This is a genomic window from Vibrio sp. MED222 (genome assembly GCF_000153005.1).
Lineage (GTDB): Bacteria > Pseudomonadota > Gammaproteobacteria > Enterobacterales > Vibrionaceae > Vibrio > Vibrio tasmaniensis_A.
This window is the reverse complement of record NZ_CH902606.1, coordinates 348,075-369,950: the sequence shown is the minus strand read 5'-3', so window position 1 is coordinate 369,950 and position 21,876 is coordinate 348,075. Positions and strand designations below refer to the sequence as shown.

Genomic DNA, 21,876 nt, shown 5'->3' with positions numbered 1-21,876 from the left:
TTCACTCTAGAGTCGTTCACTCAACAATCAACTCGGTGCGGGGTAGAACTCAAGCGTATTCCCTTCGACTACCAGAATGCAATCCATATTCGCAGCATGGGCTGCCTGCTTACCAAGGTGAGTATCTTCAAACACAACACACTGCTTTGGCTGTAAACCCATACCAAAACAAGCAGCTAAGAAAGTATCAGGGTTTGGTTTATGATTCTTCACATCTGTCGCTGTCACTAAGATATCCAACTTACTCAAGATATCCGTTTTATCTAACAGTTGTTCTGCGCTCTTGCGTTGACTGCCCGTTCCAACAGCTATCTTCTTGTCACCGAGATGGTCTATCAAAAGAGAATACGTACAAGGGATAATATCTCCTTTGTCTTCAATAGCTGCAAACGAAGCCATTTTAAACGTAGAAACCGCTTGTGGGTCGAGCGATAAACCGTACTTACTATTTACCTCACCCGCGATCTTATAACTCGGCATTCCACCTAAGCTATGCAGCCAAGACGCTTCGAAATAAAAGCCGAACTCTTCCGCCGTTTGCTGCCATGCTTTTACATGTGCTGGCATTGTATCGATCAACGTACCGTCCATATCAAAGATTAATCCTTCATATGCCGTTAAATCAATTTTCATCACTACTATCACTCTTTAAGAAAGTTACTGATACCATACCCAATATTCAGTATCATGACCCCATATTACTGTTCAAAATGGATGTTTATGTTACAAATATCTAACTCTGTTTCAATTCAAGACTGGGAACTCCAGCTAACCGCGATCAGAGCTCAAGGAGCCGGAGGTCAAAACGTCAATAAAGTATCGAGTGCGATACATTTACGTTTTGACATCAAGCACTCAACCCTACCCGATTTCTATAAAGAAAAACTCCTTTCACATAAAGATGGTCGTATCACTAAAGATGGTGTGATTATCATTAAAGCTCAACAGTACAGAACTCAGGAGCAAAACCGAGACGATGCTTTGGTACGTTTGAAAGAGCTGATCTTAGAAGCAACAAAAGTTCAAAAAGTGAGACGAGCAACCAAGCCAACACGCGGCTCTCAAAAAAGACGTTTAGAAAGTAAAAAGCAAAGAAGCACCACCAAACAACTTCGCGGAAGAGTAGACTAATTGTTTCATGTCCGTAGTGAGCACCTCACCATGAAACAATCATTTTAGCTCTAACTAGCTGGACAAAAGACGATACCTGACATTATTTATTCGAAGACTGGTTCTTTGAGGCTACATATTCGCAATACTATTGATTAGAAAGTATCTATTAGAACAAAACGCTACTTCTGTTTTTTGACCGACAAAATCAGTTTAATCAACAGCATTCGCTCTTCACTGGTTAACAAACGACTAGCAGCAGCTACATCTTCCGCTGCTGCTTCAGACGCTCCTACAACGTCGAGTACGACATCCAAGTCCGTCACTTTCAAAGTTCTCGTGATCGAACGATACTGAGACATTTTGATATCAGCCTCTCCGCGCTCAATTCGTTGATAGGTTTTCAAGCTCATTCCTGCGCTAGCCGCTAATTTTTCTTGAGACCAATTGCCTAGCTTCCTACGCTCAATCAGCGCAATGACTATAGGTTCTTGTGACATAAGCACCTCCAGAATAGACAGTTATGACCTAATTTCAGCAAGAAGCAGACCATATTGACTTAGAACAGTTTACATAAGCGATTAAAGGCATATTATTCGGCCGATAAAAACGTTACGTTTCATGGACTTTCACACTTACAACGACGTTAACTCGCGGGTAGATAAGTTTGAATTATCAGAGCTAGGAAATAAGAAAAATTGCAAATTGCGAATAATGATAGCGTGAAATTGGAAATTGCGAATCTCTATAAATTGGCATTTCCTTGCATACAACAGGCTTTAGAATCAGAAGATACCCGTAATGAAATTGTTGCGGTACAGCAGAGATTACTGACTTACAAAGAAGTACTGTTACACGGAAATATGCTGGAAGATAAAGAATTAAAACAGGCTTTTTCTGCATTGAACCAAAGCGAGAAAGGTGTTGTACAAGGTGGTATTCAAAATATCAACGATGCAATAAAGCAAATGGATGAAATTGTCGAAAGGTATAGCAGGAAGGCGAAAATCAATAAGCAGGCTTATCGACAAGTTTGAACTGATAGAATTGAGAAGTAACTAAGTCGACGCTGTCGCTTGTTAAAGCGTCGACTTAATCAAAAACAGGGTGTTTAACGTAATGCTACTTTCTAAAACGATTAAACGTTCTAAAGCCAGCAAACAACATCAACATACCTAGCAAGCTAAATGATACGCTCCCACCACTGCTACCAGAGCTTGTAACGGGCTTCTTCTTCAAGCCGGAGTATGCCGACCTCTTAGCGTGAGTTGAAACAAACTTAGCGGTTTCTGTACCCGCGATCACGCTATCGAGCCAATCTTTATAATCGTATATTTCAGTAAATACGGACGTTACAACAGAATTACCGCCACAGGTTGCAGGACCAAAGCTAGTAATACCGACTTGTCGATAATCTGAACCATCTTTCCAGTAAACAGGACCACCAGAATCACCTTGGCAGGTACTTCCATATAAACTAGTGAAAATGTTGAAATCACCAGTGAAACAAATTTGTTTACCAGTTAGAGGAGGATTTGGGTTGTCCTTGTCTGCAAATGCGTTCTTGCAGGTTGTGTTATCTACGTAAGCCAGAGTTACTTTCTGTAATAAGGTGGTTCCGTCAAAGCCTGTACGTGTATTACCATGACCAACGGCCACAAAATCACTCGCCGCATTACGATAAGTTTCATTTGATGGACGCTTCACAACATCGTTGATCGAATCAACATTGAGTGCACTTTCTAGCTTGAGAATAGCAACATCATTGCGTAAAAAGTCGCTGATTTCATCCGAGTAATCACTAGGGTAATAAACCTCAGAAACGCGCGCTTTCTGGATATTACCCTTAGGGAATTGAGAGGTATCTTCTATCTGAGGAACAACGACAGTAAACAACTGTCCTTCCTCATCACCATAAATACAGTGCGCAGCAGTCAAAACATGGCTTGGGTCAAGAATCGTCGCACCACAATATGAGCCAGTTGAGTAAACCCCATCGTAATCAATACGATCGATAAACAAGCTCGCCATTGATGGGAAATTGGTGACTGAAGCGTTGCTACCGTTAACGATATAAGGTGAAACACCGACATTAGGAGCACTTTCGACCGAGTTTTCCGTCGCCATAACACTTGATGTGTAAATCAATGGAGCTAACAGCCCTAAAACGGCTTTACGAACCGGACTCATTGTATCGTTAACATTCATAGATAACTCCTTGTAACCCTTACTACTTATTTACAAAAATGATGAATCGTCACCATAACACGTTACGACTAATATTATAGTAAGCAATTTTAATGATATAGCCATTTGTCTCGTTTTAAAAAAACGAACTTTCAGGTATCTGGGCTTGTAGCTATATAGAAAGTTAAACGCTCTTAAAAATAGATACGTTCATAAAAAGGGAGATGGGCTTAAAACCAAAAAGCCTACCGTTGAACTTCTCTACACAGAGAAGCAAACAGTAGGCTTTGTTTAGCTCAATAGTTTCTCTTAAAATAGATTAGCCACGGTAGTAACGTTGAGGTACGAATGGCATTTTTTCTACTGTCATAGGTAATTTCTTACCACGAACTTCAGCGAATACTTCAGTGCCAATTACCGCTAAGTCAGTACGAACATAAGCCATAGAAACAGGCTTGCCTGCGTTAGGGCCAGCAGTACCGCTTGTTACAACGCCAATCTTGTTGTCTTCAGCATCGAACAATTCAGCACCTTCACGTACTGGCGCTTTAGTTTGACCAACAAGACCAACACGCTTACGTTGAACATCTTTCGTTGCGATTTGCTCAAGAATGATATCAGCGCCAGGGAAGCCGCCTGCACGTTCACCGTCTGTACGACGTACTTTTTGAATACCCCATAGAAGGCTAGCTTCTACTGGCGTTGTCGTTGTGTCTAGATCATGACCATATAGACATAGACCACACTCAAGACGAAGTGAGTCACGAGCACCAAGGCCAATCCACTCAACTTCCGCTTCTGAAGTTAGCTTGCGTGCCAATGCTTCAGCGTGATCGTTAGGAACAGAGATCTCGTAGCCATCTTCCCCCGTGTAACCACTGCGGCTCACGATGCATTCAACGCCATCGATATCGACTTTTTGAACGTCCATGAACAACATGTCTGCAACGCTAGGTTGGAAACGAGCAAGAACTTCAGACGCTTTAGGGCCTTGAAGGGCTAATAGAGCGCGGTCATCAATCACTTCCATTTCGACGTCAGCTGGAAGGTGCGCCGTTAGATGGTCGATATCTTGTGTCTTACAAGCTGCATTCACAACAACGAATAGGTGGTCGCCTAAATTAGCAACCATCAGGTCATCCATAATGCCGCCCTGCTCGTTAGTAAAGAACGCATAGCGCTGCTTACCAGAAGGAAGGTCAATAATATCTACAGGAACCAAAGATTCTAAGACAGCAGCTGCGTTTGCACCATGTAGACGAAGTTGCCCCATGTGAGAAACATCAAAAAGACCAACAGCATCACGAGTATGTAAATGCTCTTTCTTTACACCAAGTGGGTACTGGACTGGCATATCGTAGCCAGCGAAAGGAACCATCTTTGCACCCTCTTCAACGTGAAGTGCATGCAGTGGTGTTGTTAGTAGGTCTTGATTAGCGTGTTCTTGAGTCATTTTATTCTCCATGAAGCGTTGCAGGCTGTCCAAAATCGAGTCTGCCGCTTATATCTCTATTTAGAGTCGCCTCTAACGATACTGGTTAACGTTAGAAACAGTAGATAGTAAAAAGTGATGTCCTTTATATAGGCTTATATCGTTGGCTCTATAAATTATGAATAACTGTACAGAACCCATACAACTCACTTTCTAAGAATTCACTTCAGTAAACTTCAATCAACATGAGTAAACCATGTTCACTATAATAAACAAGCCTGCGTCAGTTTTACACCCTTAACAATAGTCAAACAGTTCAAAATGTGACATTTAACAATTTAAAAACAATTTTTCGATACATACAAAAACGCGATATTGATGATTTTCGCATCAATATCGCGTCTATTAGCTAACGTTCAAAACAAAAGCAAACGTTTGCATTCACTATAAGAAATTCAAAGTTTGTTAGCTTATTTTGCAGTGACCTACAGTTATTTTGCAGTGACCCACAGAATGAGTGCATCTTCAGCACTAGTTGAAATCAGCATATGACCCATATTCGCATCGTAATACATGCTATCACCTTCACTCATTGGTACGGGTTCGTAGAATTCTGAGTAGAACATCACATCACCCGTGATGATCATTAAGAACTCTTCACCATCGTGACGCACCCAATCGTTATACTCTTCAAAAGTACGAGCTCTCACTCGACTCTTAAACGGCATCATCTTCTTATTAGAGAGCTCTGTGGCAAGCAATTCGTGTTCATAAGTGGGTGTTGGGTGTGGTTTACCTTGGCCTACCTTGGTTAAATCACGACGTCCTGTAGCGACTTTTTTTCTTGGTGGTTCAAAGAGTTGCGGCATATCTATCTGCAACCCCATAGCCAATTTCTGCATCGCTTGAAAGGTCGGAGAGATCTGTTCATTCTCTATTTTACTGAGCGTAGAACGCGCCAAGCCTGTTCTTTGGCTTGCTTCTTCTAGCGTGATCCCAAGCTTACCGCGGATGTCTTTAATGCGCTGGCCAAGCCTAAGTGGTTCAATATTCTGGTCTAACGTTTCCTTCGCCAACGTTAGAGATGGGTACTCATCATAAATGTCTTCTGACATAGGTCCCTCACTAATTTTTTACTTCCTGTCTATTAATTTCATTGTTGCATAAAGCGCTTTGTTGATTAAAGAGCACACAGAGAAATAAAGCGTGCTCCCCGTAGCAAAACAAGAAAATCTGTTTCCTATTGGAAATTTTTGTTGAAAATTGATTTTAACGGAGCTATGTTATCGACTTGTTAGATGAAGAGATGCTACTTCGGCTTGCCGCAAATGATAGATTTAACATTTGTAAGAGCTGTTTTTTACCCTATTTTTTGGGAACCAATTCGTGCTGCATTGACCCTACAACGATCGCTTAGACGCTGTAAGAGTATATTTAATACGCAATCAACGTATGTCTGTACCTATATAGCGCAAACGATACCGATGCAGAAATCAACGTAAGACCTAATGGACTATAAAAACAATTACCATTAGCTTAATGAAAGGTCTCGACAATGAACGCTTACCAAAACCACAGCTTAGACAGTTTTTTCTCTACGAACCTATCAGGTACTGACGACGCCGTATTTGCTGGAATCCAAGCAGAGAACACTCGTCAAAACGAACAAATCGAACTTATTGCTTCTGAGAACATCGTTTCTAAAGCAGTAATGCAAGCTCAAGGCACTTGCCTAACCAACAAATACGCAGAAGGCTACCCAGGCCGTCGCTACTACGGTGGTTGTGAGCACGTAGATACCGTTGAAGCTATCGCAATTGAACGTGCTAAACAGCTGTTCAAATGTGAATACGTAAACGTGCAGCCTCACTCTGGCGCTCAAGCAAACGGTGCAGTAAAACTTGCCCTACTTCAACCTGGCGACACAATCCTTGGTATGTCTTTAGATGCTGGTGGTCACCTCACTCACGGTGCACGTCCTGCAATGTCTGGTAAGTGGTTCAACGCAGTTCAATATGGCGTAGACCGTGACACACTTGAAATCGATTACGAAGCAGTTCGCGCTTTAGCTGTCGAAAGCCAACCTAAAATGATTATTGCAGGTGGTAGTGCTATCCCACGCGTTATTGATTTCGCTAAGTTCCGCGAAATTGCTGACGAAGTTGGCGCTATCCTAATGGTCGATATGGCACACATCGCGGGTCTTATCGCGACAGGTGCTCACCCTAGCCCTCTACCACACGCACACGTTGTTACAACAACAACGCACAAAACACTTCGTGGCCCACGTGGCGGCATGATTCTGACGAACCACGAAGACATCAACAAAAAGATCAACTCTGCAGTGTTCCCTGGCCTTCAAGGCGGCCCACTAATGCACGTTATCGCGGCTAAAGCAGTGGCGTTTGGCGAAGCACTTGGCCCAGAATTTAATACTTATATTGATTCAGTGATCGACAACGCAAAAGTTCTTGCTGAAGTGTTGCAAACTCGCGGTTGTGACATTGTGACTGGCGGTACAGACACACATCTAATGCTGGTTGACCTTCGCCCTAAAGGCTTGAAAGGTAACGTAACTGAAGAAGCATTAGAGCGTGCAGGGATCACATGTAACAAAAATGGCATACCATTCGATACAGAGAAGCCTATGATTACTTCTGGTATCCGTTTAGGCACGCCAGCTGGAACCAGTCGTGGTTTTGGCACTGAAGAATTCAAACTTATCGGTGAATGGATCGGTGATGTACTTGATGGCTTAGTTGAAAGCCCTGAAGGCAATGCTGAAGTTGAGCAACGTGTTCGCAAGCAAGTTAAAGAGCTTTGCAAACGCTTCCCTCTTTACCGTTAAACCAATTTTAAGATTTAAATTAAAACCTCATAAATTTTTGGAGAATAAGCAATGGACAATACACTAAAGTTTGCAGACAGCCACGAGTGGGTAAAAGACAACGGTGACGGTACTGTAACTATTGGTATTTCTGAGCACGCTCAAGAGCTACTAGGTGACGTTGTGTTTGTTGACCTGCCAGACACTGAAGACGAAATTGAAGCTGGCGAAAGCTTCTCTCTGGTTGAATCAGTGAAAGCAGCTTCTGATATCTACGCACCAATCTCTGGCGAAATTGTAGAAATCAACGAAGAATTAGAAGATAGCCCAGAGCTAATCAACGAAGAACCTTATGAAGGTGGTTGGATTGTTAAAGTGAAGATGTCTGATGCGTCTGAACTAAACAACCTTAAAGATGCGGAAGAATACCTAAGCTCTGTAGAAGAAGACTAATAGGTAACCTCATTACGATAAAGCTGCTCTTTGGAGCAGCTTAATTTTAGGGGCTAGCTCACGGCTCCAGAGAGAAAGTAGAACATATCATGACTGAATTACTTCAAAGCCAATTACTGAAAGACTTGGGTACGCAAAACGAGTTTGTTGCTCGTCATAACGGCCCTAATAAAGCAGACCAGCAAAAAATGCTTGAAGCGATCAACGCGACTAGCCTAGACGCACTGATCGACGAAACGGTTCCTGCACAAATCCGTCTTGAAAAACCAATGACACTTGCTGCGCCACTGAGCGAAATGGACATGCTGACCTCTCTTAAAGAGATCGCTAACCTAAACCAAGTGAAACGTACCTTCATTGGCCAAGGCTACTACAACACATTCACTCCAAACGTTATTTTACGTAACGTTTTAGAGAACCCAGGCTGGTACACAGCTTACACCCCATACCAACCAGAGATTTCTCAAGGTCGCCTTGAAGCTCTACTCAATTACCAACAAATGGTAATGGACTTAACTGGTATGGAAATCGCGAATGCATCCCTTCTTGATGAAGCGACAGCCGCTGGCGAAGCGATGACACTGTGTAAGCGTGCTGGTAAAAGCAAGAGCAAAGTATTCTTCGTTGCCGACGATGTTCATCCTCAAACACTAGAAGTTGTTAAGACTCGTGCAGAGTACATCGGCTTTGAAGTCATGGTTGGTGCTCTTGAAACACTTCCAGAGCAAGACGTATTTGGTGCGCTTCTCCAATACCCTGGTACAACAGGCGAAGTTCGCGACCTAACTGACATCATTGCGAAAGCTCAAGCTAACAAGACTCTTGTAACCGTTGCAACTGACCTTCTTGCTTCTGCACTACTTAAGCCTGTTGGCGAAATGGGCGCAGATGTAGCAATTGGTTCAGCGCAACGTTTCGGCGTTCCTATGGGATACGGTGGTCCACACGCTGCATTCATGGCAACACGTGAAAAGCATAAGCGTACAATGCCAGGTCGTGTAATTGGTGTATCTATCGATACGCACGGTAACCAAGCACTTCGTATGGCAATGCAAACTCGTGAGCAACACATCCGCCGCGAGAAAGCGACATCGAATATCTGTACAGCTCAAGCACTTCTAGCAAACATGGCGTCTTTCTACGCGGTTTACCACGGTGCAGAAGGCCTACGTACAATTGCTCGTCGTACACACCACATGACAGCTATCCTAGCGGCTGGCCTGACTAAAGCGGGTTACGAGCTAACGAACAACAGCTTCTTTGATACCATCACGCTGAACACAGAAGACAAGACAGATGCACTGTACGCGAAAGCGCAAGCAGCAGACATCAACCTTCGCCGACTTGTTGATAAGATTGGTATCAGCCTAGATGAAACAACAACAATCGACGACGTGAACGCACTGTTCGCAATCTTCGACGTGAAAGAAGACGTTCAAGTACTCTCTTCTGACATTGCATCAAACGAGTTTGCAGCAATTCCAGAAAACTGCCGTCGTGAATCAGAGTTCCTAACTCACCCAGTATTCAATACGCACCACAGCGAAACGCAAATGATGCGTTACCTAAAACAGCTTGAGAACAAAGACTTCTCACTAACGCACGGCATGATCCCACTGGGCAGCTGTACGATGAAGCTGAACGCTGCTGCTGAGATGATCCCAGTAACATGGCCTGAGTTTGGTTCTATTCACCCATTCGCACCTCTTGATCAAGCAGCAGGTTACACAGCGCTAGCGAAAGATCTTAAAGAGAAGCTTTGTGAAATTACCGGTTACGACGATTTCTCACTACAGCCTAACTCTGGTGCATCTGGCGAATACGCAGGTCTAATCGCGATTCAACGTTACCACGCAAGCCGCGGTGAAGCTCACCGTAACGTTTGTCTGATTCCAAGCTCTGCGCACGGTACTAACCCTGCAACAGCATCAATGGTTTCAATGAAGGTAGTGGTTGTTAAGTGTGATGAAGATGGCAACATCGACATGACAGACCTAGCAGCGAAAATCGAGAAGCACAAAGAAAACCTATCAAGCATCATGATCACTTACCCTTCTACGCACGGCGTATACGAAGAGCAAGTGAAAGAAGTGTGTGAACAAGTTCACGCAGCGGGCGGTCAGGTTTACCTAGACGGCGCGAACATGAACGCTCAAGTAGGCCTAACTTCACCTGGCTTCATCGGTTCAGACGTATCTCACTTGAACCTACACAAAACATTCTGTATCCCACACGGTGGTGGCGGTCCGGGTATGGGTCCTATCGGTGTTAAATCGCACCTAGCACCTTTCCTACCAGGTCACATCGAAAACGGTGTACAAGGTTCTGACTACGCAGTATCAGCAGCAGATCTAGGTAGTGCTTCAATCTTACCTATCTCTTGGGCTTACATCGCAATGATGGGCGAACCTGGCCTAACAGACGCAACGAAAGTAGCGATTCTGAACGCGAACTACGTGATGGAGAAACTACGTCCTCACTACCCTGTTCTTTACCGTGGCACTAACGGCCGCGTAGCGCACGAATGTATTATCGATATTCGTCCACTTAAAGAAGACACAGGCATCAGCGAAGAAGATATTGCTAAGCGTCTAATGGACTTCGGTTTCCACGCGCCTACTATGTCTTTCCCAGTAGCTGGCACACTAATGGTAGAGCCAACTGAATCAGAAGATTTAGAAGAGCTAGACCGTTTCTGTGAAGCGATGATCGCAATCCGTCACGAAATGGCAGCAGTGAAAGCCGGTGAATGGCCACTAGACAACAACCCTTTAGTGAACGCACCGCACACACAAGTTGACCTTTCAGGCGCAGAATGGGATCGCCCTTACTCTCGCGAACTGGCTTGCTTCCCATCGAAAGCAACCAAGAACTCGAAGTACTGGCCAACTGTTAACCGTGTAGACAACGTATACGGTGACCGTAACCTAATCTGTTCTTGCCCAAGTATCGATAACTACGAAGACTAATTTTTGTAGATTTTAGATAAACAAAAGCGAACCACTTGGTTCGCTTTTTTGTTTTTGTAGTTATTTGGTTGCTAGTGCAATTTACTTAATAAAGTGACTTCGGACTTGTTTTACACTCGGGATTTAACGTTGGCTAGGCAACGCTCAATCATTATTTGTTATACGCGTATTGGATTAGTTTCGTGATAATTTAGACTTGGTTAGTAATATGAATTGTTCAGGGTCTATGTACCCTTTAAATATTGGAGGTTCTGTTGTGTATCCCCCCATCCAACGATCGGGACCAGTTTCTGGGTATTCCATACGTGACCCCATTCTTATTGAAAAATGTATATGGGCATTTACACCAATGCCAAAATCCTCTGAAGGGTCAGCTATATAACCAAGCAAATCCCCTTTTTTAATTGCCCCTTTTGAGACTAACCAGCTTTTTAATGACAGATGACCGTACAATGAATAAAGGTTTTCTTTTGGGTGATCAATAATCACAACGCCAGGATAACCGTTCATGTAACCAGAATAACTTACAACACCATCAGCAATAGCGTATACCGGCTCTCCAACTTCAGCGAAATAGTCTATGGCAGCATGATATAAATGAGGAAATCGAGAAGCAGTATTAAATGAGGCAAAACCCTGTAATTCTGAACGTGAATCCAGAGGAAATCTATATGGCTCTTTTAAATTTTCAGCAATCCCCTCTAATATCGGACGGACAAGATTAAGTTCTTCATCAACCAGCCGCTGTTTCGTGTCCGTGAGTACTTTTGAACCTAAAAATACTAAAGGCAAAATAGTAAGGGTAATGATTACAATAACTTTCTTTGATATTTCCATCGATTTCCCTTCCATTGACATCGAAGCGTATACGCTGCATTAAGTTGTGAGCGGCGCTTAGCTATACTTTGAGCAAAGCGAAAACGCCAAGCGTTGCGAATCACTCTCAAATGCTTGTTATACGCCTGTGCGTTAAAAATCACAGCGCTTTTCAATTGATGGTATGTGTTTACTTCTAGACCTTCTATCAAGAACCAAATACTTACCATGGTTAATAAGGACTTCATATTGAATGTTCTTGCGGCCGCCACCAAGGTGTTTTTCTGGCCAACTCGGCCAAGACTTATATACGCGACCTGTGAACTTAAGCACTTCCCTATCAGCAAGTGGCTCCATATAAGAGCTAAAATCACGGTCTACAACAAAACCCAAAATTTCATTATCCAGCAAGAAGTCGTCACCCGCATTCTTTCCAATAATTTTCCATACCTGAGGCTCACTTGTTCCAAAATAATCGGTTGCCAATATAGAGAACGATTGAAAGCAGCCATTTTGTATTTCTTGTTTTCGGCTACAACTGTAAATCAAGAGAGTTATACATCCTAAAACACAAATCCATTTGTAAATCATATATCTATCACTCATTGGCTAGCGATGTATGACGGCCGCTTATGTGGTGAGCAACGTAATACGGCGTACGGCAACTAGCACCGCGTTAAGCAGTGGGTAAACGTTGACCACCAAACCTAAACCATCGTGCCGTAAACACTAAATTCAAAGCAATCCGAAAATGCCAAGCGTTGGGAATCCGTCTTAAACGTCGTTTTGTTAAAACTACGCTTTCCTAATTGGTTGACATATAAACCACAAAAAACAACACGCAAACGTTAATCCTGCGGCATTTAACTCGTTAAGTCCGAATTGATTGACGAAAAGGGAACTACCCGAAGCTGCAACAAAAAAGGTAGCATAATAATAGACCTTGAACAGCTTTAACTCATGAGAACACTTTTTGCATTTTATTAGTTTGCCAGGGATGAATTTAAACTTATCCCTCACAGTCAAGGGCTCTGCGCAGTTTGGGCACTTGAACATATCCACTCCTAATTGGCATTGTAAAGCCAATAGGCTAAGAGCAACTAGTTTACTATGCAAAACAGTAAGAATTTACTTCGAGGGAGTTCAAAAATGCCACGTAGCTATATTTCCTAATTATGTCGCCTTTGAGCGTATGAAAGAACGACTCCACCTCCGCATTATCAGTACAATGACCTGGACGATTCATACTCGGGACAATTCCATTTTTTGATAGTAAAGCTTGAACTTCATGGGCTCGATATTCAGAGCCTCTGTCGGTATGAAACAATAATCGCTCTTGTGGCTTTCGATTTCTAATTGCCATTCTCAACGAACTCATCGTTAGCTGTGTACTCTTCTTGCTACCAAGCGACCAACCGACGATTTTACGCGAGTAAAGATCGATAACGACCGCTAGATACATCCAACGTTTACCTTGCTTTATATACGTTAGATCTCCAGACCATTGTTGATTAACTGCCGTTGGTTTTGGTGTATCTTTTTCAATATTCTTAATCGATTGATAGAACCGATGTAGCTTGGCCATCTTTAGGTAAATCCGATAACTTCGCGCTCGTAGGCCTTGCTCTCTCATGATCCGAGCCACACGCTTGCGGCTAACCAAAACTCCTTGGCGCCTAAGCTCTGCATGAACCCTTGGACTACCGTAGGTCTCTTGACTCTGAGAAAACACTTTAATTATTCGCTTCTTCAAAGCCTGCTCTTCTTGAGCATAGCGACTTGGCTCTCTGCCAAGCCATGCGTAGTAACCCGACTTAGAAACAGATAGAAAACGGCACATCAATACTATGGAATAACGTGTTTTGTAATGGGCTATGAATCGGAGTTTTGTCGATTTTCTTGGGCAACGAATCGTTGCCATTTTTTTAACAAGTCATTCTCGAGCTTAAGTTGTTCGTTCTGACGTTCAAGCTCTGCAATCCGACTAGACTCAGTTTTCTGGCTCGGGATCTGAGTCCTTTTCTTGCGTTTATCTTCCATAATACCCCCTTCTCGATAGTCCTTTCGCCATTTAGAAAGCATATAAGGGTGGATATCTAATGATAGCGCCACGCTTTTAACTGTAGCTCCTTCTCGAAGCGAAAATCGGATGGCAATTACCTTAAATTCCGTGGGATATTGTTGAGTTTTTTACCTGATTTATAAGCTGGCATAAACACCTCCAATTACAATTGAAGGTGTCCAGTAGATCGGGTCAACTACAGAATCTGTCTTAAACAGGTTGTTGAACGAAGCCGCTGCGCGGCAGAGTAAAACAAGTGCAAGCCATACTCTTGTCACACCATCACCCTGATGGTCGTTGACAGGAGTAACTTATGAATCCCACCGACTTAAAACGCTACAACGCCCTTTATGAACAACACCTTACCAACCTAAAGCTGCAAGGTAAACGACCCGCGACCATTGATGCCTATTCTCGTGCAGTTCGTCGGATCACCGCTCATTTCGATCGCGTTCCTGACACATTAACCACGGCCGATCTCAAACAGTTCTTTGCGTCTCTTATCCAAACCCACTCGTGGAGCACCATTAAACTCGATCGTAATGGCTTGCAGTTTTTCTATCGCTACACACTGGGTAAACAGTGGAAGTGGCTCAATATCGTCAAGCCGCCACAGGTAAAACGACTGCCTGACATACTCACACCGCAACAAATCAGCTCGCTGATTAACCACACGCGACAAGCCCGTTATCAAGTGTTCTTCTTAACTCTTTACAGCATGGGATTACGCCTTGGTGAAGGACTCAACCTTACGGTTCACGATATCGACAGCCAAACGATGCGGGTTCACATACGCGAAGGAAAAGGCGGCAAAGACCGAATGGTGCCGCTTCCTCTGCGAACACTTAAGGCACTCCGCACACACTGGCTCAGCCACAAGCACCCTCGCTTGCTGTTTCCCGGGCTTGGAAAAGGTGACGACGCACCGATGGACAGAGGCGGCATTCAAAAAACCATGAAGCTTGTGCTCAAAGAGTGTGACATCCAAAAACACGCGAGTCCCCACTCTCTCAGACACTGCTTTGCAACGCACTTGCTTGAGCAAGGGCTTGACCTGCGTTCACTGCAAACGCTGCTGGGTCACGCAAGCCTTAATACCACGGCCCGTTACACCCGAATGACTCAGATAAAGCAACGTGATGCGGCAATGGCCATCAACCATTTAACTGATGCTCTAGACTTAACGGGGAGCATTACATGAGTACCTTTATTGAACTGCTTCGCCAACATCATTCTGCGATTAAGCGTCACTATTATGCGCAGATGAATGGCGATATGCATCGGGCCATTGGTGCGATGCTGCGTTGTAAAACAGAGCAACAAGGTCGCTCACAGTGGTTCTGCAGCCACTGCCATCAAGGCGATCGATTACCGCTTTCTTGTGGTCATCGACACTGCCCTCAATGCCAACAACGCACCACTTCTGACTGGCTACAACGTCAGCAGCAAAAGCGGTTGCCTGTTCACTATTTCATGGTGACCTTCACTTTACCGTATCAACTAAGGGTTTTAGCAAGGCATCAACCTAAAGCGACATATAACGGTATGTTTAAGGTGGCGTCGGGGGTTTTAAAGGACTTTGCGAAGAGGCAGATGCAAGGTGAACTTGGGTTTACAGCCGTGCTGCATACCCACAGCCGACAACGAAACTTGCACCCACACCTGCACATTATTGTGGCGGCAGGCCAATACGACCCATCAAGACAAACGTGGCACAAAGGCAACAAACGTTACCTTTTTAACGCATTTGCTTTAGCCAAAGTCTGGCGAGCAAGAATGCTAGAAGCAATTAATCAGCACCCAACGTTGTGGCTGCCGAGTGGCATTCCCAAACAATGGGTGGTCGATTGTAGGCAGGTTGGTTATGGTCAGGCTGCACTGAGCTATTTAGCTCGCTATCTCTATCGTGGTGTGTTGCCTGATGAAGACATCATCCATATCACCGATGATACGGTCACGTTCCGCTATAAAGAGAGCCAAACCAATACATGGCGAACGCGCACTTTGCCCATCCTTAAGTTCTTGCTGCTCATTTTGCAGCACGTGCTCCCCAAAGGGTTACAGCGAGTAAGAGACTACGGATTTTTACGTGGTCAAGCACACGCCTTAAGAGTTCGTATTCAGCTGTTGCTGTTGAACCTACTCTATATGATGCCGCCAGTGACAGCACCGATAAGGAGCAAAGCGATACGAGTATGCCCTTGCTGTGCACATGAAATGGCATGTGTTGGAGTAAGCCGACCCACCTAGCCGAAAGGCATTGGATAATAAGGAGAATGGCATTGACGAAAACAGAGGAGATGTGACGACGAAAGAAACGAAAAACAGCTAACTGGTTGATAAGATTGCTATCGCAACCTTATCTTGACCTCGCTCGCCTTGAGAAAAGCCTCAAAGCGATGTGCCCTTCAAGTTCAATCGTACAATTTACTTAATAAAGTGGCTTCGGGCTTGTTCAACACTTGGGATTTAGTGTTGGCTACGCAACACCTTAATCCTTATTAGTTATATTCACTTTGCAACGAATTATCACTCGAAATCAAAGCCCACCGAGGAACTTCCAGTCTCTACTAAATCTAAACCTTTAAAATTAGCTCCTGCGCCATGCTCTTCCTCCCAATTACAACCGAATTCAATTCCGAAACGAGGAATATCCATAGTACTATCACCTTTGATATGAACCGCTACAATCCCACAAAGTTTTGAAAGATCTTTATGCGTTGAAATTTGAGGAACGATATCATCAGGTTTTTCATCAATCAGGCTATCGATTACTAAATCACGCATATACCAATATTGTTCAACAAAAGACTCAAGCGATTTATTCAGTACACCTAGCGCATTTTTTTCAATCCAACTCACTACATCAAAAAACTCTTCTGTTGATAAGTCTTTATCGCAACAAAAGTGGATTGTACCATCTGATTTTTCAGGACTTGAGATACTTCCATATGCACCGTTTCGTATTTGTAAACCAGCAAAGCCAGTGACTTTTTTCGATGTGTATTTAAAAAACTCATCAGTGGTAGTTTCTGGGAATTTACATTCCTTTACGTCAAACACTGTACCCTCCTTTGTGAATATAACGCTTAAGTATTTATCCGTTGTCGTAGCACAATGGATAAATACCTGTTGGACTTGGCCGCTTCTATCTATGGAGTTTGCTTTTTAGGACTGACTTACGTTCCACTCTTATCATTAAGACTGGTACCCCATCAGCCGTCCATTTTCCACTTCTAGCCACCAATTTATCTACTGCGACCATACCCGTTGCATAATCTTTTTAAAAGCGAACAATGCCCCTCTCTCGCCATAACACAACGATAATTTTATTCATTACAATCAGACAACTAGGTCAGTCGATGCTCTGAAACGACTATCCTAGGTCTAATATTGATGCACACGAGTACCATGCTGTTGCTATGGCAGTTCGGACAACACGGTTTCTCTTTCGACACTTCCGACTTCTCTGCGGGTCGCTTTCGTAAGCTTTGCCTAATTTCCGCTATCGCTTTTACCCGTACCGCATTAGCTAAAAAGCCATAATAGCGTATTCGCATTAGCCCTTTAGGCAACACATGTAAAAGTAAGCGTCGAAGTAACTCGCCCGCATTACAACACATTCTTTGCGTCCCATTGGTTCGATAGTCTTTGTAACTCATCGTGATACGGCCATCCACGTTATAACTTAATTGGTTGGGATTTAACCCGATACGATTGCAATACCGAGATAGATAACCCACTACCGCTGTAGGCTCGTGGAGTACAGGTTTACTGTACACAACCCACCTCTTACTAGCGGCTTCCTCTAATAAATTACTGTGCGTTGCTATCAACTCGCTTACTCGGCATAACATCTCTTTCTTAAAGCGAACGGATAGGGCTTTAACCGGAAGCAGGTAACTCTCTTTTCTTGTCGGTTGCCATTGCCGATCTTTTGTAAGCACCCCACTCGGTAGTAGGCAATGAATATGAGTATGTTGACTCAGATTTCTTCCCCAAGTGTGAAGAACCATTAATGCTCCAAGTTGACCGACAAGGTGATGCCGCTCATTAGCAAACGCGCATAATGTGGCCCACACTGAATGAAACAAGCATTGATAAACCACCTTAGGATGCGCTTTAACCAGAGCATTGAACTCGTGAGGTAAGGTAAAAACCATATGATGGTAGGCCACAGGTAAAATATCTTGGCTTCGCTTTGTTAGCCATTGCTGTCTCATCTGCTCTTGGCAATTGGGGCAATGACGGTCTCGACAAGAGCAGTACCAACGCGTTTCATGACCACATTGCTGACAACGCCAGTCGTAGCTGCCCATACGCTCTGTTCGGCAGTCTCTTAAATGGTTAAGCACTTGCCACTGTCTCGGTGTGACTTTGCTTTTATCAAGCTCTTCTAAGCCTTGTGTTAATACGGCTTGGTAAGGAGATAATGCGTTCATTCGCTCTCCTCCCATAGTTGAGCAACTAAGTCGAACTTACTTCCGTCCGAGCTTTCGTTGTGATGACCTATCCAATGGGTGTACCTCAATGTCGTTTTGATATTCGAATGTCCGAGGTAACGCTGAAGAACATTCAAAGGCATGCCCGATTCAAGCTGATGAGTCGCATAAGCGTGCCTCAAGGCGTGTATTCCTCCTAATTTTCTGACGTTTGCCTCTACTTTTGCTGCTTTGAAGCATTTCTGCAGAGAGCTAATACCCAATGGCTTTTCGGGCTCTAGGCTGGGAAACAGCACTACGGTGGGATGATAATGACACCAGTAATTTCGAAGATGATTCAGTTGGCTATCACCCAGTGGAACAAAGCGATCTTTTTTACCTTTACCACAATGAATGTGCAGTCGTTTCGCCGCACCATCAATGTCTTTCACGTACAAGCCTACGACCTCACTGACACGTAGGCCACATCCATAACACATTTCAAGTGCGGTCTGATATTTAAGACTTCGACAATGACTAATGATACTTCTTACTTCCTCGCGATTAAGCAGCTCCGGTATTTTACTGGCGCGTTTAATCGGGGGAACCAGTCGCTCTTCAAATTCTCTATTCAAAACGGCACGATAAAAGAACAAGATGGCATTCAAAGCTTGAGCACAAGTACTACTACTTAAGCTCCGCTCTGTGGTGAGCGTACGTAAATACGCACTAATCTGTTGATCAGTGAGTAAATCGGGAGACAGATCGTAAGTAGTAGATAGCTCTTTAACCCAACGTAAATAGCTTGCATGGGTTTTCGGAGAAAAACGGCGAACCGCCATTTCATCGATAAGTTGTTGTCTTAATAAGGTCATGATGTATTCCTTAATCTATGGATACATCATAAGTTTGGTCTATCAGGTAAGTGAGAGGAAAGCCCTCCGCGAAGCGGCTTAGTTCAACAGCTCTTAGACAGAAAAATTCTGTATTTAATATAGAATTTTTCTATCTAGTTTCTTATGCCATCAATTGTACTAAATTTAGTTCATCCATAACAGTGACTTATGATGTGTACATTGAAATTCAACAAGCAAATATAGAAACTTTCTATCTAGCATGATTCACATTAAAATCATCAGGTTATGTACATAGAAACAGTATCTAACACCATGCAAATCTAGCGTTCTTCCAGAGCAAATTAGCCCCTATAAATCCAATGCTTGACCCTATACGGTAAGGTGTTTATATTGTCGCCCGCCCAACGGGGCACATCCTAAAATGCACACCGGCCATCCTGCCATCATTCGTGTATTTATATTGATGTTGTGAACTTCCATGCTAACGAAACTTCGTCCTTTTACTCGTGAATCGGGTGCGCTTATGCATCTTTCGGTTCCTATTATTTTGACTCAAATAGCGACCCAAGCGATGGGATTTGTCGATACGACAATGGCTGGCCAAGTAAGCCCTGCCGATCTCGCCGCTATTGCACTGGGTACTAGCCTTTGGATTCCTGTGTTGCTGCTACTTCGTGGCGTGATTATGGCGCTAACGCCTGTAGTCGCTTACCACCGCGGCGCACGTGACTTTCAAAGTATCTCTGTTGAGTTCTTCCAAATGGTTTGGTTGGCATTAATTGCTAGCGTCTTGCTCATCGCTTACTTAGTGAGTGCGAAACCGATCTTAGAGTGGATTGGGGTTGCCTCTGAGATCATTCCAATTGGTAGCGACTATGCGTTTGCCCTAGCCTTCGGTGTGCCGGGTATTGCCCTGTTTTACACCTTGAATGGCTTTTGTGAGGGTATGAACAACACCAAAGTACCGATGATCATTTCGGTGGTTGGTTTGTTGGTGAATATTCCGGTCAACTACGTGCTTATCTACGGCAAGTTTGGCTTCCCTGAAATGGGGGCTGTGGGCTGTGGCTGGGCGACTAGCTTAGTGTATTGGCTAATGTCGGGAATGCTGTATTCCTACATTAAAGGTCATCACCACTACAAAACCATCATCAACTTTTCAGATGCAAAGCCAAAAGCAAAAGAGATGCTTCACCTTCTAAGATTAGGTTTACCTATCGGCATGAACATCGCGGTGTGCGGCAGTATCTTTGCGGTTATCGCGTTGATGATTGGTCGTATTGGTGCAGAGAACGTGGCAGCCGCGCAAATTGCACTTAACATTTCGAGCCTGACTTACGTGATTCCGATGAGTATTTCGTTTGGTATTACGATTCGTGTTGGTCACGCTTTGGGTGAGAAAGACGAACTAGGCGCAATTGAGCGCAGTAAAGTCGGTATCTTAGTTGCAGCGTTAATTTCCTTGCTTTCGGTTGCGATGTTCCTGTTGTTCCCAGAGTGGATCATCAGGCTTTACACTACCGATCCTGCGATAAGCGCAACGGCAGCGGTATTGTTGACCTTTACTGCTATGTATCAATTCAGTGATGCTCTGCAAACCTCTGCTAACGGCGCATTACGTGGCTATAAAGATACTAAGATCCCGATGATGTTAGCCATCGCTTCATACTGGGGCTTAGCATTACCACTGGGCATGGTGCTCGGGCTAACAGACCACATTGTTCCAGCAATGGGTGAAGAAGGATTTTGGATTGGTATTCTTACGGGTTTAAGTATCTCTGCTACGCTGATGTTAGTTCGCTTGCGATTCGTGATTAAGAAGCGCGATTTACTGCCTTCAATTAACGCAGCAATTCGCTAATACTGCTTTAGTAAGCGAATACCGCACCGGAAAGTAAATACAAAAAAGCGCGTTACTGCCACTAGGCAGCAACGCGCTTTTTCTATTTAAATTGAGCTGTATTTATCTGTTTATCGCCAAATATGAGCCAGCAGCAATCATTATTCCACCAGCACTTTGATTTAATCTTCTATGCGCGCGTGGCGTTTTTAGCAAACCTGCCATTCTACCCGCGCCTACAGCGATAAGCATTAAACCGGACATTAGAGCAACAGATGCTAAACCAGAAACCAAGACAATATCTTGTGAGCGCAGAACTGTCAGATCAATGAAAGTCGGCAAGAACGAAATATAAAACAGAATCACTTTAGGGTTTGAAGCTGAAATCAAAAAGCCTTGCGCGAAACTCGCGAGTTCGGATTTCTGGCTCTGTTTGGCAGCGAGTTCAGCTGAGCCTTGCACTTCAGGTAAGCTCTTAAACATCTTATAGCCTAAGTAAATCAAATAAGCTGCACCAACGTAGCGAATCACCTCAAACGCAATCGACCAATTCTCGGCAATGGTCGCTAGGCCGAAGCAGGCGAGCGTAAGATAAATAAGGTCACTGCAAATCATACCTAACGAAAGCGTGATGCACTTGCGCCATCCATGAACCATACCACGAGCCAAAATCGCAAATACGCCAGGTCCCGGAGTAATACCAAATATAAACATGGCAATAAAGAATGTAACTGCGCCTTCTAGTGACATCTGCCGTCCCTCAAATATCATTCAACATTATAAGTTTTGAACGTATCACGGAGCTCCGATTCGGGTAAAGAACGTTTTTAACTAAAAACGATTCACACAACTCATGTTTTGAATAAGTGTCACACGTAATTTCCCCACTACGCCTAAGCCTA

At 43.8% G+C, this 21,876-nt stretch carries 19 protein-coding genes and 1 pseudogene; 8 read left to right on the top strand and 12 right to left on the bottom strand.

Going from position 1 to position 21,876, the window contains the following annotated elements:
• Nucleotides 1-27: 27 nt before the first annotated feature.
• A complete protein-coding gene (locus MED222_RS19815; protein ID WP_009845180.1) occupies nucleotides 28-633 on the bottom strand; it encodes a beta-phosphoglucomutase family hydrolase in 606 nt (201 codons plus the stop codon).
• Between the two features lie 87 nt (nucleotides 634-720).
• On the opposite strand from MED222_RS19815, the gene arfB reads away from it, so the two are divergent.
• Complete coding sequence (arfB, locus tag MED222_RS19820) at nucleotides 721-1,131, top strand: alternative ribosome rescue aminoacyl-tRNA hydrolase ArfB (protein WP_009845176.1); 411 nt, start codon at nucleotides 721-723, stop codon at nucleotides 1,129-1,131.
• Between the two features lie 161 nt (nucleotides 1,132-1,292).
• Here the strand turns inward: arfB and MED222_RS19825 are convergent, their stop codons facing one another.
• Nucleotides 1,293-1,610, bottom strand: a complete 318-nt coding sequence (locus tag MED222_RS19825; RefSeq protein ID WP_009845174.1) for a helix-turn-helix domain-containing protein — start codon at nucleotides 1,608-1,610, stop codon at nucleotides 1,293-1,295.
• Nucleotides 1,611-1,808: 198 nt separating this feature from the next.
• Here MED222_RS19825 and MED222_RS19830 point away from each other — a divergent pair, with 198 nt between their 5' ends.
• A complete protein-coding gene (locus MED222_RS19830; RefSeq protein WP_009845170.1) occupies nucleotides 1,809-2,147 on the top strand; it encodes a hypothetical protein in 339 nt (112 codons plus the stop codon).
• A gap of 85 nt (nucleotides 2,148-2,232) precedes the next feature.
• On the opposite strand, the gene MED222_RS21305 is transcribed toward MED222_RS19830, so the two are convergent.
• From MED222_RS21305 to MED222_RS21295, 3 genes are all read right to left on the bottom strand, one after another.
• Entirely contained in the window at nucleotides 2,233-3,318 is a 1,086-nt protein-coding gene (locus tag MED222_RS21305) for a S1 family peptidase (protein WP_032555036.1), read from the bottom strand.
• 298 nt (nucleotides 3,319-3,616) lie between these two features.
• A complete protein-coding gene (gcvT, locus tag MED222_RS21300) occupies nucleotides 3,617-4,750 on the bottom strand; it encodes a glycine cleavage system aminomethyltransferase GcvT (protein ID WP_032555035.1) in 1,134 nt (377 codons plus the stop codon).
• A 470-nt stretch (nucleotides 4,751-5,220) separates the two neighbouring features.
• Nucleotides 5,221-5,844 (bottom strand): helix-turn-helix domain-containing protein, encoded by a 624-nt coding sequence (locus MED222_RS21295; RefSeq protein WP_009845147.1) that lies wholly within the window; start codon nucleotides 5,842-5,844, stop codon nucleotides 5,221-5,223.
• Nucleotides 5,845-6,284: 440 nt separating this feature from the next.
• Between MED222_RS21295 and MED222_RS21290 the strand changes: the two genes are divergently transcribed.
• The 3 genes from MED222_RS21290 to gcvP all read left to right on the top strand — a co-directional run bounded on the left by MED222_RS21290 (nucleotide 6,285) and on the right by gcvP (nucleotide 10,978).
• Nucleotides 6,285-7,577 carry a serine hydroxymethyltransferase gene (locus MED222_RS21290; RefSeq protein ID WP_017097964.1) on the top strand — a complete coding sequence of 431 codons (1,293 nt, stop codon included), beginning with the start codon at nucleotides 6,285-6,287 and terminating at the stop codon, nucleotides 7,575-7,577.
• Between the two features lie 51 nt (nucleotides 7,578-7,628).
• On the top strand, nucleotides 7,629-8,009 hold the full coding sequence (gcvH, locus tag MED222_RS19835; RefSeq protein ID WP_009845137.1) for a glycine cleavage system protein GcvH: 381 nt from the start codon (nucleotides 7,629-7,631) through the stop codon (nucleotides 8,007-8,009).
• A gap of 89 nt (nucleotides 8,010-8,098) precedes the next feature.
• On the top strand, nucleotides 8,099-10,978 hold the full coding sequence (gene gcvP / locus MED222_RS19840) for an aminomethyl-transferring glycine dehydrogenase (protein WP_032555034.1): 2,880 nt from the start codon (nucleotides 8,099-8,101) through the stop codon (nucleotides 10,976-10,978).
• A 174-nt stretch (nucleotides 10,979-11,152) separates the two neighbouring features.
• On the opposite strand, the gene MED222_RS21285 is transcribed toward gcvP, so the two are convergent.
• The 3 genes and pseudogenes from MED222_RS21285 to MED222_RS21650 form a co-directional block, all read right to left on the bottom strand.
• Entirely contained in the window at nucleotides 11,153-11,815 is a 663-nt protein-coding gene (locus MED222_RS21285) for a M23 family metallopeptidase (protein WP_029223951.1), read from the bottom strand.
• A 132-nt stretch (nucleotides 11,816-11,947) separates the two neighbouring features.
• Nucleotides 11,948-12,385, bottom strand: coding sequence for a hypothetical protein (locus MED222_RS21280; protein ID WP_017097967.1), 438 nt, complete (start codon nucleotides 12,383-12,385; stop codon nucleotides 11,948-11,950).
• Nucleotides 12,386-12,950: 565 nt separating this feature from the next.
• Nucleotides 12,951-14,007 (bottom strand): annotated as a pseudogene (locus MED222_RS21650) (IS3 family transposase); the annotation flags it as partial.
• Between the two features lie 162 nt (nucleotides 14,008-14,169).
• On the opposite strand from MED222_RS21650, the gene MED222_RS21260 reads away from it, so the two are divergent.
• Both MED222_RS21260 and MED222_RS19845 read left to right on the top strand, forming a co-directional pair.
• Entirely contained in the window at nucleotides 14,170-15,057 is an 888-nt protein-coding gene (locus MED222_RS21260) for a tyrosine-type recombinase/integrase (protein WP_032555032.1), read from the top strand.
• Nucleotides 15,054-16,106, top strand: a complete 1,053-nt coding sequence (locus MED222_RS19845; protein ID WP_032555030.1) for an IS91 family transposase — start codon at nucleotides 15,054-15,056, stop codon at nucleotides 16,104-16,106. Before MED222_RS21260 ends, MED222_RS19845 begins: the two co-directional genes overlap by 4 nt.
• Nucleotides 16,107-16,385: 279 nt before the next feature.
• On the opposite strand, the gene MED222_RS21255 is transcribed toward MED222_RS19845, so the two are convergent.
• The 3 genes from MED222_RS21255 to MED222_RS21245 all read right to left on the bottom strand — a co-directional run bounded on the left by MED222_RS21255 (nucleotide 16,386) and on the right by MED222_RS21245 (nucleotide 19,152).
• Nucleotides 16,386-16,919 carry a DUF6985 domain-containing protein gene (locus MED222_RS21255; RefSeq protein WP_032555029.1) on the bottom strand — a complete coding sequence of 178 codons (534 nt, stop codon included), beginning with the start codon at nucleotides 16,917-16,919 and terminating at the stop codon, nucleotides 16,386-16,388.
• A gap of 287 nt (nucleotides 16,920-17,206) precedes the next feature.
• Nucleotides 17,207-18,298, bottom strand: a complete 1,092-nt coding sequence (locus MED222_RS21250; RefSeq protein WP_017101402.1) for an IS91 family transposase — start codon at nucleotides 18,296-18,298, stop codon at nucleotides 17,207-17,209.
• Nucleotides 18,295-19,152, bottom strand: a complete 858-nt coding sequence (locus MED222_RS21245) for a tyrosine-type recombinase/integrase (protein ID WP_032555027.1) — start codon at nucleotides 19,150-19,152, stop codon at nucleotides 18,295-18,297. The genes MED222_RS21250 and MED222_RS21245 overlap by 4 nt, the downstream gene beginning before the upstream one ends.
• Before the next feature lie 460 nt (nucleotides 19,153-19,612).
• On the opposite strand from MED222_RS21245, the gene MED222_RS19850 reads away from it, so the two are divergent.
• Nucleotides 19,613-20,995, top strand: a complete 1,383-nt coding sequence (locus tag MED222_RS19850) for an MATE family efflux transporter (RefSeq protein ID WP_032555026.1) — start codon at nucleotides 19,613-19,615, stop codon at nucleotides 20,993-20,995.
• Nucleotides 20,996-21,097: 102 nt separating this feature from the next.
• Here MED222_RS19850 and MED222_RS21240 read toward each other — a convergent pair whose 3' ends face one another.
• Nucleotides 21,098-21,724, bottom strand: a complete 627-nt coding sequence (locus MED222_RS21240; protein ID WP_032555025.1) for a LysE family translocator — start codon at nucleotides 21,722-21,724, stop codon at nucleotides 21,098-21,100.
• Between the last annotated feature and the right edge of the window lie 152 nt (nucleotides 21,725-21,876).

What these genes read in the sequence shown, in the direction of transcription:
- MED222_RS19845 (WP_032555030.1), top strand. Translation starts at nt 15,054, where the DNA reads ATGAGTACCTTTATTGAACTGCTTCGCCAACATCATTCTGCGATTAAG.
- MED222_RS21290 (WP_017097964.1), top strand. Translation starts at nt 6,285, where the DNA reads ATGAACGCTTACCAAAACCACAGCTTAGACAGTTTTTTCTCTACGAAC.
- gcvP (WP_032555034.1), top strand. Translation starts at nt 8,099, where the DNA reads ATGACTGAATTACTTCAAAGCCAATTACTGAAAGACTTGGGTACGCAA.
- MED222_RS21280 (WP_017097967.1), bottom strand. Translation starts at nt 12,385, where the DNA reads ATGATTTACAAATGGATTTGTGTTTTAGGATGTATAACTCTCTTGATT.
- gcvH (WP_009845137.1), top strand. Translation starts at nt 7,629, where the DNA reads ATGGACAATACACTAAAGTTTGCAGACAGCCACGAGTGGGTAAAAGAC.
- MED222_RS21305 (WP_032555036.1), bottom strand. Translation starts at nt 3,318, where the DNA reads ATGAATGTTAACGATACAATGAGTCCGGTTCGTAAAGCCGTTTTAGGG.
- MED222_RS19825 (WP_009845174.1), bottom strand. Translation starts at nt 1,610, where the DNA reads ATGTCACAAGAACCTATAGTCATTGCGCTGATTGAGCGTAGGAAGCTA.
- MED222_RS19815 (WP_009845180.1), bottom strand. Translation starts at nt 633, where the DNA reads ATGAAAATTGATTTAACGGCATATGAAGGATTAATCTTTGATATGGAC.
- MED222_RS21245 (WP_032555027.1), bottom strand. Translation starts at nt 19,152, where the DNA reads ATGACCTTATTAAGACAACAACTTATCGATGAAATGGCGGTTCGCCGT.
- MED222_RS21250 (WP_017101402.1), bottom strand. Translation starts at nt 18,298, where the DNA reads ATGAACGCATTATCTCCTTACCAAGCCGTATTAACACAAGGCTTAGAA.
- arfB (WP_009845176.1), top strand. Translation starts at nt 721, where the DNA reads ATGTTACAAATATCTAACTCTGTTTCAATTCAAGACTGGGAACTCCAG.
- MED222_RS19850 (WP_032555026.1), top strand. Translation starts at nt 19,613, where the DNA reads ATGCTAACGAAACTTCGTCCTTTTACTCGTGAATCGGGTGCGCTTATG.
- MED222_RS21260 (WP_032555032.1), top strand. Translation starts at nt 14,170, where the DNA reads ATGAATCCCACCGACTTAAAACGCTACAACGCCCTTTATGAACAACAC.
- MED222_RS21295 (WP_009845147.1), bottom strand. Translation starts at nt 5,844, where the DNA reads ATGTCAGAAGACATTTATGATGAGTACCCATCTCTAACGTTGGCGAAG.
- MED222_RS21240 (WP_032555025.1), bottom strand. Translation starts at nt 21,724, where the DNA reads ATGTCACTAGAAGGCGCAGTTACATTCTTTATTGCCATGTTTATATTT.
- gcvT (WP_032555035.1), bottom strand. Translation starts at nt 4,750, where the DNA reads ATGACTCAAGAACACGCTAATCAAGACCTACTAACAACACCACTGCAT.
- MED222_RS21285 (WP_029223951.1), bottom strand. Translation starts at nt 11,815, where the DNA reads ATGGAAATATCAAAGAAAGTTATTGTAATCATTACCCTTACTATTTTG.